The following is a 12,827-nucleotide window of genomic DNA, read 5'->3' on the forward strand; positions in this document are numbered from 1 at the left end:
CGGGCTTCCGCAAGCTACAAGCCCGGACGGCACCCCGTCCACTGCTTTTCGCCAGGCAGGCAGCATGCCGACCGGGCCAAGGCGGCTCCGAGCTGAGGGGGCCCGCGAAGAACCACCACCGGTGGTGCGCCACACCATCACGTGGCCGGGCGCCCCGCCCCGGCGTAGTCGTCGCCGGGGCGGCGGTAGGCGTGCACCTGCACGGCCTGGCCGAAGGTGGGCGCGTCCACCATCTGCTTGTTGCCCACGTAGATGCCGACGTGGTGGATCTTGGTCGACGGGTTGCCGAAGAACACCAGGTCGCCGAGCTGCGGCTCCTCCTCGGCCGGGACCAGCGGCACGCTGCCGTACTGCCAGTGCGCGGTGCGCTTGAGCGTGATGCCCGCGTTGCCGTAGGCCGCGGTGGTCAGCCCCGAGCAGTCGAAGCCCTCGTGGCCGCCTTCGATGCCGTTGCCACCCCACACGTACGGCAGGCCGATTTTCTCGATGGCGAAGTAGACCGCCTTGAGCACCGAGGTCTTCGGCGGCGCGTCGGTTTTCGCGACGGTGCCGTAGACGTTGGCGGTGGCCAGCACGCGGTGCAGGAACAGCGGCGCGTCCTGGATCGAGGCGACCGCGTTCCACCAGGTCGGGCCGTCGGACAGGTCGCGGGTGCCGTCGGCGCACAGCGCGCGGGCGGTGGTCAGCGCGGCGTCGTCGAGGTTCTGCGGGTCGGGCGTGCCTTCGCCGCCGGCGCTGCGCGCCCACTTGTCCCAGACGGCCGGGGTCAGCTGCATCGGCCCGTTCGCGTCCCGTTCGGAGACCACCGTGCCGTTGAAGTCGAGCAGTTCCACCGTGCCGATCGGCTGCGCCGGGCGCCCGTCCTCGCCGATCAGGCCACCGGCGCGGCCGTGGTCGGAGGCGTTCTTGCCGATGCCGGCCAGCGTCACCCAGGACACGTGGCAGGCGGGCTGCTCCTGGCTCATCGTGATGGTCGCCTTGGCGTAGGCGAGCATCGAGCGCTGCGGGATCTCCAGCCACGCCGAGTACTTGGCGGCCCAGTCGTCGAGCTGCTTGCCGGGGGACGCGGGCAGCGCCGCGCCCGGCTGCGGCTGCGGGGTGCTCGGCGGCGGAGCCGGTGGCTCGGTGGTCACCGGCGGGGCGGTGTTCGCCGTGTGGTCCGTGCTCTCCGCCAGCGGGACGTCGCCCGGCCGGTTGACCAGCACGAAAACCCCGGTCGCCACGGCCACTGCGACCAGCGCGATCACCACGGCGCGCCGGATCGGCCGCTGCCCGGCTTCCTCCGCCACCACTACCCCCTGATCCCGTCGAGCACGAACTTGCGCAGGCCGTCCAGATCGGTCTCGACGGCCACCTCGATCGACGTGCCCTCCGGCTCGCCGTTCGCTTCCCGATGTGTCCAACGACGCTGATCGAGCAGGGTCGCGCCCCGGTACGGGCCGAACGAGCAGTCCACGTCCACCGGGAACCGCTCGGTCTGCAGGATGCCCGGCCGGATCGCCTCCGCCACCGCGACCGCGTCGTGCAGCACGATGCCGTCGAAGCCCAGTTCCTTCCGGTAGTGCGCCAGGTAGTCGCCGGTCAGCGAGACCAGCACCTCACCGGTCGGATCGCCGTCGGCCAGTTCGGCCAGCCAGTCGGCGGACACCGCGCAGCGGCGGGTCAGGTCCATCGGCACCAGCGTGACCGGCACCCGCTCCTCGACCAGCACCCGCCGGGCCGCCTCGGGATCGGCCCACACGTTGAACTCGGCGGCGGCGGTGATGTTGCCGCGGCCGATCGCGCCACCCATGATCACCAGCCGCTCGATCCGGTCGCGGATGCGCGGGTGCGCGGCCAGGAGCAGGGCGATGTTGGTGAGCGGCCCGATCGGCGCGATGGTCACCGGCTCGTCGGCGCGCTCCAGCAGCGAGACCAGCATGGTCACCGCGTCGGCCGTCTCCAGTTCGCGCTCGGCGGCGGCCAGCGAGGACGACCGGCCGGACAGCCCGTCGGCGCCGTGCACCGAGGAGGCGCGGCTCTGCGCGTGCACCAGCGGCCGCTCGGCGCCGGCCGCGACCGGCACGTCGGCGCGGCCGAACAGGTTGAGCAGGCGGCGGGCGTTCTCCGTGGTCGAGGCCAGCGGCACGTTGCCGAACACGGTGGTCACGCCGATCAGCTCGACCTCGGTGCTGCGTGCGGCCAGCGCCAGCGCGAACGCGTCGTCGACGCCGGGATCGGTGTCGATGATCAGTTTCGTGCCCCGGTTCAACACTGCAACTCCCTAGCCTGTCACCCGCCGACGGCTACAGGTTACGGTCAGGCCCATGACATCCATGTGGGGTTCCCCGGTGGTGGCCAGGGCGAAGGCGTGGCGGCGCGCGCGGCGCGACCCGCGGCAGGCCCGGTTCCTCACCGCCGACTCGCTGCGCTGGGTGCTGCGCAACCGCGCCTACACCCCCTGGTACCTGGTGCGGTACTGGCGGCTGCTGAAGTTCCGCCTGCTCAACCCGCACATCATCCTGCGGGGCATGGTGTTCCTCGGCAGGGACGTGGAGATCCACTGCCGCCCCGGTTACGGGCGGCTGGAGATCGGCCGCTGGGTGCACATCGGCGACGGCAACGCGATCCGCTGCCACGAGGGCTCGCTGCGCATCGGCGACAAGGCCGTGTTCGGCAGGCAGAACGTGGTCAACGGGTACCTCGACATCGAACTCGGCGCGGCCACGCTGGTCGCCGACTGGGTCTACATCTGCGACTTCGACCACGTGACCACCGACATCACCCGGCCGATCAAGGACCAGGGCATCGTCAAGTCGCCGGTGCGGATCGGGCCGGACACCTGGATCGGCACCAAGGTCTCGGTGCTCAAGGGCACCCGCGTCGGCCGCGGCTGCGTGCTCGGCGCGCACGCGGTGGTGCGCGGCGACATCCCGGACTTCGCCATCGCGGTGGGTTCACCGGCCCGCGTGGTGCGTGACCGGCGGGCCGACTACGAGGCCGACGCCGAACGCCGCGAGGCCGTGCGCGACATGGCGCGCAAGGCGGACGAGGCGCTCGAGAAGACGCTGCGTGACCTCACCGCCAACTGAGGGCGAACCGGACGAACGGCGGATTGTCGTTCGTTGCCGCAACTAACTAGCATCGACTCCTCACCGCGAAGTGGAGGAGCCGTGCGAGTACGCAGACGTTCAGCTTTCGCCCTGGTCACCCTGTCCGGCATCGCCCTGCTCGGCACGGCCGCGCCCGCGGTCGCCGCGCCGGACGACGGCCTCTACACCGCGGCCGCGACCTGCAGCGAAACCCCGCGTGAGCTGCCGATCAACGAGTTCACCGACCACCGCGAGCTGGGCGTGGAACTCGACCGGATCGAGCGCGTCAGCGGGGGCAAGGTGCAGGTCGAGCAGCTCGGCCGGAGCAACCGCGGGCGCGAGATCTACTCGGCGCGCGTCGGCACCGGGCCGAAGGCCGTGCTGGTGACCAGCGAGATCCACGGCAACGAGAAGACCGGCACGGACGCCGTCCTCGACCTGCTGGACTTCGTCGGCACCAGCGACTCGGCCAAGGCCAAGCGCTGGCGCAGCGAGCTGACCATCGTGGCCATCCCGAAGATGAACCCGGACGGCGCCGAGCTCGACCGCCGCGGCAACGACATGACCTGGCAGGAGGTCACCGCGCGGCACCCGCAGCTGCGGGGCGTGCAGCCCGCGTGGAACTACTACACCGGCTCGCTGCAGGGTGACGACTACTCGAAGCGGCCGGGCTTCGACATCAACCGCGACTACCACCCCGATCTGAACTACGTGCCGCGCAAGGAGGACTTCCCCGGCACCTCGGCGCAGACCGGCTGGTACCTCTCGCCGGAGACCTCGATCGTGCGGGACGTCTACCGCGGGCTGACCGCCGAGTTCGGCAAGGTCGACACCTACGTCGACCTGCACCACCAGGGCGCCTGCTACGTGATGCCGGACGACCCGGAGGAGTTCGTCACGCTGTCCATCTCCGGCAAGTTCGTCGACGACCCGGCCACCACGCCCGGCTACGAGAAGTACGCCTCGAAGTACGACCTGAAGTACTCGAAGCAGCTGAACGTGGCGGTGCACAACGCCTTGCAGGGCGCGGCGAACAACCGGCCGGTGTTCGGCAACGTCACCCTGTACCCGCAGGACACCAACCTGCCGGGCACCGGGCTCGGCTCGTTCGCGCTCAACGGCAGCGGCACGGTGCTGTTCGAGGTGCGCGGGCAGACGCAGACGCTGGGGCAGCAGTACCGGGCGGTGCTCACCAAGTCCGTCTACATCGGATTGGACGGGATGCTCTCGGCGGTGGCCAGCGGCCAGGCGCGCAAGCTGGACCCGGCCGAGTACGACCGGATCCCGCCGCGCGGCCCGAACATCGGCACCGCCGCCGACGCCCGGCTGGACGACTAGCGCAGGCAGCGGCTAAAGCAGGAAGTGGAACAACGGGCTGCCCGGTTCCACCCGTTCCACCCGGAGCGGGCTGGCGTCGAGGCGGTCCAGCAGGCCGGGCAGGTCGGCCGGGCGCTCGATCTCGATCCCGATCAGCGCCGGGCCGGTCTCCCGGCTGTTGCGCTTGACGTACTCGAACAGGGTGATGTCGTCCTCCGGGCCGAGCACCTCGTCGAGGAAGCGGCGCAGCGCCCCCGGCTCCTGCGGAAAGCCGACCAGGAAGTAGTGCTTGAGTCCCTTGTGGACCAGTGAGCGCTCGAGGATCTCGCTGTACCGGCTGACGTCGTTGTTGCCGCCGGAGACCACGCAGACCACCGTCTCCTCCGGCCCGATCTCCAGCGCGCCGAGCCCGGTGCTGGCCAGCGCGCCCGCCGGTTCGGCGATGATGCCGTCGGACTGGTACAGCTCCAGCATCTCGGTGCACACCGCGCCCTCTTCGGCGGTGGTCAGCTCGACCCTGCTCTCGACAACGCTGTCGCGGATGATCGGGTAGGTCACCGAACCGGCGATGGCCACCGCGGCGCCGTCGACGAACGAGTCGACCCCCTCGATGCGCACCGGTTCACCGGCGTCGACGGCGGCCGCCAGGCAGGCCGCGCCCGCCGGTTCCACCCCGACGACCCGGGTCGACGGGTGGCGTTCGCGCATCCAGCTGACGATCCCGGCGAGCAGGCCGCCCCCGCCGACCGGCACCACCAGCACGTCCGGCGCGAAGCCCAGCTGGTCGACGATTTCGCGGGCCACGGTGCCCTGCCCGGCGACCGTGCGCGGGTCGTCGAAGGCCGGGACGAGGGTGGCGCCGGTGCGGTCGGCTTCGCGGCGGGCCTCGGCGGAGGCGTCCTCGTAGCTGTCACCGGTGACGATCACCTCGACGTGTGCGCCGCCGAGCGTGGCGATCCGCTCGCGCTTCTGCCGCGGGGTGGTGCGCGGCACGAAAACGCGGCCGTTGGCACCGAGCCGGCGGCAGGCGTAGGCCACGCCCTGCGCGTGGTTGCCGGCGCTGGCGCAGACCACACCGCGGGCGCGGACCTCCGCGTCGAGCTGCACGATGAAGTTGTAGGCCCCGCGGACCTTGTACGAGCGCACGGTCTGGAGGTCCTCGCGCTTGAGCCAGACCCTGGCGTTCTGCCGCGCCGACAGGCGGGAACTGGGTTCGAGCGGGGTCCGGGTGACCACCCCGGCCAGTCGGTCCGCGGCCGCGTCGACCAGGTCCGCGCTCACTTCCGCGGTGCGTACGCCGTGCATGCCGCCGGAATCTACTCCCGGCGGCCGCGGCCCGATCGAGGCCCCGGTCAGGGCTTCGGCACGGCGGGGTAGGGCACGAAGGTGCTGGTGTTCTCGTCGACGGTCAGCTGCTTGCCGATCGTCGGGAAGGCGCGCTGCGGGCAGGCCGGGCGTTCGCAGACCTTGCAGCCCATGCCGATCGGGGTGGCCGCGGCGCGGTCGTCCAGGTCGAGGCCGGTCGAGTAGACCAGCCGCCGGGCGTGGCGGAGTTCACAGCCGAGGCCGACGGTGAACATCTTGCCCGGCGACCCGTAACCGCCGATGTTCCGCGAGATCGTCCGCGCGATCCAGAAGTAGCTCTTGCCGTCCGGCAGCGAGGCGATCTGGGTGAGGATCTTGCCCGGCGACGTGAACGCCTCGTAGATGTTCCACAGCGGGCACGCGCCGCCGACCCGGGAGAAGTGGAAACCGGCCGCCGACTGCCGCTTCGACATGTTCCCGGCCCGGTCCACCCGCACGAAGGAGAACGGCACCCCGCGCAGCTTGGGGCGCTGCAGGGTGGACAGCCGGTGGCAGGCGGTTTCGAAACCGACGCCGAAGTGGTCGCAGAGCCGCTCGATGTCGTACCGGAACTCCTCGGCCCGCCGGTGGAACGACTCGTACGGCAGGATCAGCGCGCCGGCGAAGTAGTTCGCCAGCCCGACCCTCGCCAGCGACCGCGCGGCCGGGCCGGAGAACGCCCACGAGTCGGCCAGCTCGGCGATCAGGTCGTCGTACTCCAGCAGGGCGATCTGCGAAGCCATCCGGAACGCCTGCTGCCCGACCCGCAGGCTCGGCGCCATCCGCAGCACCCGTGCCTGCGGCTCGTACCGGTGCTGCTCGCCGACCGTCTCGTCGATGCCCTCGCTGGTGACGTGCACGCCGTACCGCTCGGTCAGCCGGTCACGCAGCGCGGAGAGCACCTCACCCCGGCGCAGCGGCAGCTCACCGGCCATCCGCTCGGCGCGTTCGTCCAGCTCGGCGACGTAGTTCTCCCGTTCGTAGAAGAAGTCGCGCACCTCCTCGTGCGGCAGCGGCGCGGCCGCGCTGCCGTGCACCCCGCTGCCGTCCTCGGTGACCAGCGCGGCGGTGTTCTCCACCGCGTCCCGGTAACGCCGGTGCAGCCGGACCAGCGCCTGGGCGATCGACGGCAGGTTGGTCGCCAGCTCGTTGATCTCGCCGTTGGTGGCCTGCACGCCGAGCGACTCGTCGAGCAGGGCTTCGCGCACGTCGGCGACCAGGCGCGCGGTGTCGTTGTTGGCGAAGAACTCGGCGTCCACGCCGAACGCCTGGGTGATGCGGAAGAGCACCGGCACGGTCAGCGGGCGGGCGTTGTGCTCGATCTGGTTGAGGTAGCTCGGCGAGATCTCCAGCAGCCGCGCGAGGTCGGCCTGGCTCATCGAGCGCGTCTCACGCAGGTGGCGCAGTTTCGCGCCGGCGAAGGTTTTGTCCACTGAACCGGTCCTTTCCGGAAGGTTTCCGGGCCTGAACGATCCAGTTAACGATCAAGCTCGGGTAATTCCGCAGGTCTGCGAACCAAGCGTTCGCAACCTTCGCTCGCATGCTACGTAAAGTTTGCAAAATTTGGCAAATTGGAGCTGTAGCCGCGTTTCCCCAGCGCATGTCATGGTCAAAACCGGAAGCGAGACATCGCAAAGTTCGCAAAGGTGGGAAAGATGGCTGACACGGTCAACAGGGAGCAGGCAGCGGCAGAGCTTGCGGAGCAGTGGGAGACCGACGCCCGCTGGCAGGGTGTGGACCGTACCTACAGCGCGGCCGACGTGATCAAGCTGCGCGGTAGCGTGGTCGAGGAGCACACGCTCGCCCGCCGCGGCGCGGAGAAGCTGTGGAACCTGCTGCACACCGAGGACTACATCCACGCGCTGGGTGCCCTCACCGGCAACCAGGCCGTCCAGCAGGTGCGCGCCGGGCTGAAGGCGATCTACCTCTCCGGCTGGCAGGTGGCCGCCGACGCGAACCTGTCCGGGCAGACCTACCCGGACCAGAGCCTGTACCCGGCCAACTCGGTGCCCGCGGTGGTCCGCCGGATCAACAACGCGCTGGGCCGCGCGGACCAGATCAACTGGGCCGAGGGCAACACCGACATCGACTGGTACGCCCCGATCGTCGCCGACGCCGAGGCGGGCTTCGGTGGCCCGCTCAACGCGTTCGAGCTGATGAAGGGCATGATCGCGGCCGGTGCCGCGGGCGTGCACTGGGAGGACCAGCTGGCCTCGGAGAAGAAGTGCGGCCACCTCGGCGGCAAGGTGCTGATCCCGACCAAGCAGCACGAGCGCACGCTGAACGCCGCCCGGCTGGCCGCGGACGTGGCCGGCGTGCCGTCGCTGATCATCGCCCGCACCGACGCGCAGGCCGCCACGCTGATCACCAGCGACGTGGACGAGCGCGACCAGCAGTTCATCACCGGTGAGCGCACCGCCGAGGGCTTCTACAAGGTGCGCAACGGCATCGAGCCGTGCATCGAGCGCGGCCTCGCCTACGCCCAGTACGCCGACCTGCTGTGGATGGAGACCTCCGAGCCGGACCTGGAGGTGGCGCGGAAGTTCGCCGAGGCGATCAAGGCGAAGTACCCGAACCAGCTGCTGGCCTACAACTGCTCGCCGTCGTTCAACTGGAAGAAGCACCTGGACGACGCGACCATCGCGAAGTTCCAGCGCGAGCTGGGTCACATGGGCTACAAGTTCCAGTTCATCACGCTGGCCGGTTTCCACGCGCTGAACTACTCGATGTTCGACCTGGCCAAGGGCTACGCGAACGAGGGCATGACCGCCTACGTCGACCTGCAGGAGCGCGAGTTCGCTTCGGAGGAGCGGGGTTACACCGCCACCAAGCACCAGCGCGAGGTCGGCACCGGCTGGTTCGACCAGGTGGCCACCGCGCTGAACCCGGACAGCTCGACCACCGCGCTGACCGGGTCCACCGAAGAGGCCCAGTTCCACTGATACCCCGGAAGCCGCCGGGCCGCTCCGCGATGGTCGCCCGCACGACCGGAGCGCTCCGGCGGCTTCCCTTCCCCACCCCCGAAACGCCAGTTCCCGGAGGAACCAGATGTCCGACAAGCTCGCCTGCCGCATCGACCTGACCGGTCCGCGCGCCGACCGGTTCGACGAGATCCTCACCCCGGCCGCGGTGGAGTTCGTGGCCAAGCTGGACAACGAGTTCGCCGGCCGCCGCCGCGAGTTGCTCGACGCGCGGCGCCTGCGCCGGGAGAAGCTGGCCAGTGGCGAGGAGCGGCTCGGGTTCCGGCCGGAGACCGCGCACATCCGCAACGACGACTCGTGGCAGGTCGCCCCGGCCGCCCCCGGCCTGGAGGACCGCCGGGTGGAGATCACCGGGCCGACCGACCGCAGGATGACGGTCAACGCGCTCAACTCCGGGGCCAAGGTCTGGCTGGCCGACTTCGAGGACGCCAACGCCCCGACCTGGCACAACATGATCGAGGGGCAGCTCAACCTCTACGACGCCATCCGCCGCGACATCGACTTCACCGGCGAGAACGGCAAGCGCTACACCATCGGCGACGACCCGGCCACCATCGTCGCCCGCCCCCGCGGCTGGCACCTGGTGGAAAAGCACATCCGCATCGACGGCCGCCCGGTCTCGGCCAGCCTGGTCGACTTCGGCCTGTTCTTCTTCCACAACGCCCGCCAGCTGCTCGCCCGCGGCCGCGGCCCGTACTTCTACCTGCCGAAGCTGGAGAACCACCTCGAGGCGCGGCTGTGGAACGACGTCTTCCGCTTCGCCCAGCGTGAACTCGGCCTGCCGCAGGGCGCGATCCGGGCCACCGTGCTGATCGAGACGATCACCGCCGCGTTCGAGATGGACGAGATCCTCTACGAGCTGCGCGAGCACGCGGCCGGGCTGAACGCCGGGCGCTGGGACTACATCTTCAGCGTGATCAAGAACTTCAGCGAGCACGGCGCCGACTTCGTGCTGCCGGACCGCGCGCAGGTCACCATGACCGTGCCGTTCATGCGGGCCTACACCGAACTGCTGGTGCAGACCTGCCACAAGCGCGGGGCGCACGCCATCGGCGGCATGGCCGCGTTCATCCCCAGCCGCGACCCGGAGGTCAACGCGAACGCGCTGGAGAAGGTGCGCCAGGACAAGGAGCGCGAGGCGGGCGACGGGTTCGACGGCTCGTGGGTGGCGCACCCCGGCCTGGTCCCGGTCTGCCGCGAGGTTTTCGACGAGGTGCTCGGCGGCTGGCCGAACCAGCTCGGCAAGCTGCGCGAGGACGTCGTGGTCACCGCCGAGGACCTGCTCGACGTGGCCAGCGCCGGGGGTGAGGTCACCGAGGCCGGGCTGCGCGCCAACATCAACGTCGGCCTGCGTTACCTCGACTCGTGGCTGCGCGGCACCGGGGCCGCGGGCATCTCGAACCTGATGGAGGACGCGGCCACCGCGGAGATCGCGCGCTGCCAGGTGTGGCAGTGGATCCGCAACGGCACGAAGCTGGCCGACGGCACCGCGGTGACCACCGAGCTGGCCTTCGAGCTGCTGCGCGAGGAACTCGGCCGCATCCACGCCGACCTCGGTCCCGGCAACCGGCTCGACGACGCGCGTGACATCTTCGTCGAGACCGCGCTCGGGGAGAAGCTGCCCGCCTTCTTCACCACTTCGGCCTACGCGCGCTACCTGACCTCCTGACCGCGTGGAAAACATCCGGAACCCGCAACTTTAGGTACGCCTACTTAGCGGGTTCCGGATTGTTTTCACGTTCGGCCAGCGGGCAGGCTCCGGCGAGTCGGACAATCTCCCCCTCGCTGAGGAGCTTCGTGATGAAACTGCGTCACGCGCTGGTCCTGGTGGCCGCTTCCGCACTGCCGATCGCAGTGCTGAGCGCGCCTGCCACCGCCGCGCCGGTACTGGCCGCGCCGGACATCCCGGTGGCGAACGTGCAGGCCCACCTCACCGCACTGCAGAACATCGCCACCGCCAACGGCGGCAACCGCGCCCACGGCCGGGCCGGCTACAAGGCCTCGATCGACTACGTGAAGGGCAAGCTCGACGCCGCCGGGTACCAGACGCAGCTCCACACCTTCAGCTACAACGGGGCGACCGGCTACAACCTGATCGCCGACTGGCCCGGTGGGGACGCCGGCAACGTCATCATGGCGGGCGGGCACCTGGACAGCGTCACCGTCGGCCCCGGCATCAACGACAACGGCAGCGGCTCGGCCGGGCTGCTCGAAGTCGCGCTGACCGTGGCGAAGCAGAACCTGCAACCGCAGAAGCACCTGCGCTTCGGCTGGTGGGGGGCCGAAGAGCTGGGGCTGATCGGATCCACCCGGTACGTCAACAGCCTGACCACCGCGCAGCGCTCGGTGATCAAGGGTTATGTGAACTTCGACATGACCGGTTCGCCGAACCCGGCGTACTTCGTCTACTCCAGCTCGGGTCAGCCGTCCGGCTCGACCACCATCGAGAACACGCTGAAGGCCGGGTTCCAGGCCAAGGGCGTGCCGACCGAGCCGACCAGCGTCGGCGGGCGGTCCGACCACGCCGCGTTCGCGCGGTCCGGCATCCCGGTCGGCGGCACGTTCAGCGGCGCCGAGGGCATCAAGACCGCGGCGCAGGCGCAGAAGTGGGGCGGCACCGCCGGCCAGGCGTACGACCGCTGCTACCACCGCTCGTGCGACACCACGAGCAACATCAACGCCACCTCGCTGGACCGGCACACCGACGTGATGGCCTACACCCTGTGGTCGCTCAGCGGCGCCCCGGTCAAGGCCGCGGCCGACTGCGTGCGCTGCCCGATCTAGGCCCCAGCCAGCCCTCGTGGCCGCGTGACTGGAGCCGCGGCCACGGGGGTGTTCAACCTCAGCCGGGAAAGGCGTTGCCGGTGGCGATCTTCGGCCGGCCCAGCACCTCGGGCTCGCGGACCTTCGCCCGGCGGTAGACGGCCGCGGTGTCCTCGGCGATCCGGCACCAGTCGAAGTCCGCGGCCAACCGGGCCTGCGCGGCGGCGGCGCGGCGCCGCGCGGCCCGGGCGTCCGCCAGCACCGCGTCCACCGCGGTACCCAGCGCGGTCACGTCCCCCGGGGTGAAGGCCAGCCCGGTCACCCCGTCGACCACCACCTCACCGAGGCCACCCGCGGTCGACGCCACCAGCGGTGCCTTCGCCGCCGCGGCCTCCAGCGCGACGATGCCGAACGGTTCGTACCGGCTGGGCAGCACCACCGCGTCGGCCGCGGAGAGCACCGCCCGCAGGTCGCGGTCGGACAGGTGGCCGACGAACTCCACCGCCCGCCGCACCCGCAGCTTCCTGGCCTGCTCGACCAGCTCGTCCAGGTGCCGCCCCTTGCCCGCCACCACCAGCCGGGTGCCGGGGTGGTCGCGGCGGATGCGCGGCAGGGCGGCGAGCAGGTCCTGCACGCCCTTCTCCCACTCCAGGCGGCCGAAGTAGAGCAGCAGGGGCGCGCCCTCGGGGCTGTGGGTCCGCCGCGCGTGCGCCACCTCGGCGGCGGGCACCTGCCAGCCGCGTTCCTCGATGCCGTTGTGGATCACGGTGATCTCTTCCGGTGACACCTCGAACAGGTGCCCGACCTCCGCGCGCATCGCCCGCGAGCAGGTGATCAGCGCGTCGGCCCGGTTCGCCAGCCACCACTCGACCGAGTGCACCTGCTGGTTGAGCGGGTGCGACAGCCAGCCGGAGTGCCGCCCCGCCTCGGTGGCGTGGATGGTGCCGACCAGCGGCACGCGGGCGGCGTCGGCCAGCGCGATGGCGGGGTGCGCGACCAGCCAGTCGTGGGCGTGCACCACCTCGGGCTGCCAGCCGCGCAGCAGTTCGTTGCCCGCCCGGACCATGGCGTGGCCCATGGCCAGCGTCCAGGCCACCAGGTCCCGCTCGAAGGTCACGTGCATCGGGTCCTCGGCCACCCGGATGATCCGGACGCCCTCGACCACCCGATCGGTCTGCGGGTGCGTCGAGGCGTCGGTCCCGGCGACGTGGCGGCAGAGCACCACCACCTCGTGCCCGTCGCGGACCAGGTGCCTGGCCAGCGCGTGGACATGCCGGGCCAGTCCGCCGACGACAACCGGCGGGTACTCCCAGGACAGCATCAGCACGCGCATGCAGGGCAGGTTACTCGT

General features: G+C 70.7%; 10 protein-coding genes. 5 read left to right on the top strand and 5 right to left on the bottom strand.

The window, feature by feature from the left end; all coding sequences use genetic code 11:
• Window positions 1–137: 137 nt before the first annotated feature.
• Together AC07EG_RS17565 and AC07EG_RS17570 are read right to left on the bottom strand one after the other, a co-directional pair.
• Window positions 138–1,289 carry a C40 family peptidase gene (locus AC07EG_RS17565; RefSeq protein WP_478254152.1) on the bottom strand — a complete coding sequence of 384 codons (1,152 nt, stop codon included), beginning with the start codon at window positions 1,287–1,289 and terminating at the stop codon, window positions 138–140.
• Window positions 1,290–1,291: 2 nt separating this feature from the next.
• Complete coding sequence (locus AC07EG_RS17570) at window positions 1,292–2,251, bottom strand: nucleoside hydrolase (RefSeq protein WP_478254153.1); 960 nt, start codon at window positions 2,249–2,251, stop codon at window positions 1,292–1,294.
• A gap of 55 nt (window positions 2,252–2,306) precedes the next feature.
• Here AC07EG_RS17570 and AC07EG_RS17575 point away from each other — a divergent pair, with 55 nt between their 5' ends.
• Both AC07EG_RS17575 and AC07EG_RS17580 read left to right on the top strand, forming a co-directional pair.
• Window positions 2,307–3,071, top strand: coding sequence for an acyltransferase (locus AC07EG_RS17575; RefSeq protein ID WP_478254154.1), 765 nt, complete (start codon window positions 2,307–2,309; stop codon window positions 3,069–3,071).
• Between the two features lie 135 nt (window positions 3,072–3,206).
• Window positions 3,207–4,409 (top strand): M14 family zinc carboxypeptidase, encoded by a 1,203-nt coding sequence (locus AC07EG_RS17580; protein ID WP_478254360.1) that lies wholly within the window; start codon window positions 3,207–3,209, stop codon window positions 4,407–4,409.
• 12 nt (window positions 4,410–4,421) lie between these two features.
• On the opposite strand, the gene ilvA is transcribed toward AC07EG_RS17580, so the two are convergent.
• Window positions 4,422–5,693, bottom strand: coding sequence for a threonine ammonia-lyase IlvA (ilvA, locus tag AC07EG_RS17585; RefSeq protein ID WP_478254155.1), 1,272 nt, complete (start codon window positions 5,691–5,693; stop codon window positions 4,422–4,424).
• Between the two features lie 47 nt (window positions 5,694–5,740).
• A complete protein-coding gene (locus tag AC07EG_RS17590) occupies window positions 5,741–7,165 on the bottom strand; it encodes a short-chain fatty acyl-CoA regulator family protein (RefSeq protein WP_478254156.1) in 1,425 nt (474 codons plus the stop codon).
• A 222-nt stretch (window positions 7,166–7,387) separates the two neighbouring features.
• Here AC07EG_RS17590 and aceA point away from each other — a divergent pair, with 222 nt between their 5' ends.
• The 3 genes from aceA to AC07EG_RS17605 all read left to right on the top strand — a co-directional run bounded on the left by aceA (window position 7,388) and on the right by AC07EG_RS17605 (window position 11,497).
• Window positions 7,388–8,674: an isocitrate lyase gene (gene aceA / locus AC07EG_RS17595; protein ID WP_478254157.1), complete on the top strand. Its 1,287-nt coding sequence runs from the start codon at window positions 7,388–7,390 to the stop codon at window positions 8,672–8,674.
• A 106-nt stretch (window positions 8,675–8,780) separates the two neighbouring features.
• On the top strand, window positions 8,781–10,382 hold the full coding sequence (aceB, locus tag AC07EG_RS17600; protein ID WP_478254158.1) for a malate synthase A: 1,602 nt from the start codon (window positions 8,781–8,783) through the stop codon (window positions 10,380–10,382).
• Window positions 10,383–10,513: 131 nt separating this feature from the next.
• Window positions 10,514–11,497: a M28 family metallopeptidase gene (locus AC07EG_RS17605; RefSeq protein ID WP_478254159.1), complete on the top strand. Its 984-nt coding sequence runs from the start codon at window positions 10,514–10,516 to the stop codon at window positions 11,495–11,497.
• A 58-nt stretch (window positions 11,498–11,555) separates the two neighbouring features.
• On the opposite strand, the gene AC07EG_RS17610 is transcribed toward AC07EG_RS17605, so the two are convergent.
• A complete protein-coding gene (locus AC07EG_RS17610; RefSeq protein ID WP_478254160.1) occupies window positions 11,556–12,809 on the bottom strand; it encodes a glycosyltransferase family 4 protein in 1,254 nt (417 codons plus the stop codon).
• Window positions 12,810–12,827 lie beyond the last annotated feature (18 nt).

It is taken from the genome of Amycolatopsis sp. NPDC045836, from assembly GCF_056431745.1.

Coding starts and splice junctions, on each gene's coding strand:
- AC07EG_RS17575 (WP_478254154.1), top strand. CDS start 2,307: ATGACATCCATGTGGGGTTCCCCGGTGGTGGCCAGGGCGAAGGCGTGG.
- ilvA (WP_478254155.1), bottom strand. CDS start 5,693: ATGCACGGCGTACGCACCGCGGAAGTGAGCGCGGACCTGGTCGACGCG.
- aceA (WP_478254157.1), top strand. CDS start 7,388: ATGGCTGACACGGTCAACAGGGAGCAGGCAGCGGCAGAGCTTGCGGAG.
- aceB (WP_478254158.1), top strand. CDS start 8,781: ATGTCCGACAAGCTCGCCTGCCGCATCGACCTGACCGGTCCGCGCGCC.
- AC07EG_RS17605 (WP_478254159.1), top strand. CDS start 10,514: ATGAAACTGCGTCACGCGCTGGTCCTGGTGGCCGCTTCCGCACTGCCG.
- AC07EG_RS17610 (WP_478254160.1), bottom strand. CDS start 12,809: ATGCGCGTGCTGATGCTGTCCTGGGAGTACCCGCCGGTTGTCGTCGGC.